Raw genomic sequence first — 1,864 nt, 5'->3', positions numbered from 1 at the left:
GGCCCGCACGCTGCCCCTGACCGACCTCGACGCGGACGGCCTCATCCGCTCGATCCGCGGCAGCGTCCTGCTCGTCGGCGGGTCCGGGGCGCCCGGAGCCGACACCGGGGCGCTGGCCGACCTGCTGCACCGCCTCGCCCGCCTCGCCGAGGAGGTACCGGGCATCGGCGAGGTCCTGCTCGACCCGGTGCTCGTGGGGCGCCGGGGCGTGGTGGTGCTGCATGCCGGCGTCCGCCTGCTGCCCGCGGACCCGCCCGGAGCGGCCGGTCCCGGCGGCCCGGTACGGTCGTCACCATGACCGCACGCCAGAGGATCGCGTTCCAGGGCGAGCCGGGGGCCAACTCCCACATCGCCTGCCGGGATGTCTATCCGGACTTCGAGGCGGCGCCCTACCAGACGTTCGACGAGTGCTTCTCGGCACTGGAGGACGGCACGGTCGACCTCGCGATGCTCCCCGTGGAGAACTCCACCGCGGGCCGGGTCGCCGACATCCACCTGCTGTTGCCGCGCCCAGCGGTGCACATCATCGGCGAGTACTTCCTGCCCGTGCGCCATCAGCTGCTTGCCGTGCCCGGCGCCACCCTCGACGAGGTCAAGACGGTGCACAGCCACCCGCAGGCGCTGGCGCAGTGCCGGGCGGCGCTGCGCGCGCTCGGGCTGGTCGCGGTGCCCGCCGCCGACACCGCGGGCGCGGCCAGGGAGATCGCCGAGGCGGCCGACCCGAGCCGCGCCGCGATCGCCTCGCGCCTCGCCGCCGAGGCCTATGGCCTGCAGGTGCTGCGCGCGGACCTGGAGGACGAGGAGCACAACACCACCCGATTCCTCATCCTCTCCACCGAGAACCTGCGCGCGGCCGCCGGGATCGGCCCGATCGTCACCACGTTCGTCTTCAAAGTGCACAACCGGCCGGCCGCGCTCTACAAGGCGCTCGGTGGTTTCGCGACGAACGGCGTCAACATGACAAAGCTGGAAAGCTACATGGTCAACGGGGAGTTCGTCGCCACCCAGTTCCTCTCCGACGTCGAGGGCAGCCCGGAGGATCCCGCCGTCGCGCGCGCGTTCGAGGAACTCTCCTTCTACGCCGACCACCGCATCCTCGGGGTGTACCGGGCGAGCCGTTACCGGGAGCGCGAACGCATGGGCACCGCGCCCCGGCGCTGACCGGCAGCACGGCACCGGTCCCACCACCAGGCCGGTCGCGCCTGTACTCATCCCCCGGGCTGGGAGGCCACATGCACGGCTCGCCGCCGACCGACGGCGCCTCGGGCGTGGACATCCGGCGCGCCGCCGATCGGGCGGTGACCCGAACGGACTGGCTGGACTCGCGCCATTCCTTCTCCTTCGGCGGGCACTACGACCCCGCCAACACCCACCACGGCGTGCTCCTCGTCCACAACGACGACGTCGTCGCGCCGGGACGCGGCTTCGACACCCATCCGCACCGGGACCTGGAAATCGTCACCTGGGTGCTGCGCGGCGCGCTGGCACACCAGGACTCCGCCGGCCAGGTGGGCGTGATCGGGCCTGGTCTCGCCCAGCGGATGAGCGCCGGGCGCGGCATCCTCCACGCGGAGCGCAACGCCGCCGTGGCGGGCGGCACCGCAGCGGGCGGCACCGCAGCGGCGGACGGCACCGGGGAGGAGGTCCGCTTCGTCCAGATGTGGGTCGCGCCGGACACCCGCGGTCTCGATCCCGGCTACGAGCAGGCCGAGATCGACGGGCGCCGGCTGGCGGCGGGCCTCGTTCCGATCGTCTCCGGGCTGGCCCACCACCACGCCACCGGCGCCGTCCGCATCGCGAACCGGTTCGCGGCCCTGCACGCCGCCCGGCTGCGCCCCGGGGCCAGCGTCGAGCTGCCGCGGGC

General features: G+C 73.9%; 3 protein-coding genes. All 3 read left to right on the top strand.

Annotation, left to right across the window (positions count from 1 at the left end):
• A partial coding sequence (locus tag MXD58_RS26745; protein WP_250610572.1) for an acetate--CoA ligase family protein occupies nt 1-298 on the top strand: 298 nt, incomplete at its 5' end.
• Nucleotides 295-1,161 carry a prephenate dehydratase gene (locus MXD58_RS26740; protein ID WP_248839042.1) on the top strand — a complete coding sequence of 289 codons (867 nt, stop codon included), beginning with the start codon at nt 295-297 and terminating at the stop codon, nt 1,159-1,161. The genes MXD58_RS26745 and MXD58_RS26740, both read left to right, overlap by 4 nt.
• Nucleotides 1,162-1,232: 71 nt before the next feature.
• Nucleotides 1,233-1,864, top strand: a 632-nt coding sequence (locus tag MXD58_RS26735) for a pirin family protein (protein ID WP_250610570.1), incomplete at its 3' end; no start/stop codon positions are given.

The organism is Frankia sp. AgKG'84/4 (assembly GCF_023242965.2).
Taxonomy (GTDB): domain Bacteria; phylum Actinomycetota; class Actinomycetes; order Frankiales; family Frankiaceae; genus Frankia.
Note: the sequence above shows the minus strand (reverse complement) of the source record. Positions and strands in the feature narration are given on the sequence as shown.